The sequence below is a fragment of the Ensifer sp. ENS03 genome, from assembly GCF_014852035.1.
Lineage (GTDB): Bacteria > Pseudomonadota > Alphaproteobacteria > Rhizobiales > Rhizobiaceae > Ensifer > Ensifer adhaerens.
This window is the reverse complement of sequence record NZ_JACVAV010000045.1, coordinates 1-255: the sequence shown is the minus strand read 5'-3', so window position 1 is coordinate 255 and position 255 is coordinate 1. Positions and strand designations below refer to the sequence as shown.

The following is a 255-nucleotide window of genomic DNA, read 5'->3' as shown; positions in this document are numbered from 1 at the left end:
GCAAGTGTTTGATGATTTGTCCCGCACGCAGGCTCTGTTCGCCGGCTTCCTTCAGCGCATCCCGTATCTGGATGTCGCGCGGACTTTCGGCTTGCTGAAGCAGCCGCCCGCAACCGTGGACATAATTGGCTATAGCGGAGAGTGGCTGGTTCAATTCGTGGGCGAGCGTCGAGGCCATTTCGCCCATTTCGTTGAGACGGGCGAGGCGAGCCAACTCCGTCTGAACCTCTTGCAGACGAGCGGCCGATTCTTCGC

1 protein-coding gene is annotated in these 255 nt (G+C 59.6%); it reads right to left on the bottom strand.

Features of this window, described 5'->3' with window-relative positions; genetic code table 11:
- The coding region (locus IB263_RS34915; RefSeq protein WP_305852789.1) for a histidine kinase dimerization/phospho-acceptor domain-containing protein at positions 1 to 255 on the bottom strand (255 nt) is incomplete at both ends.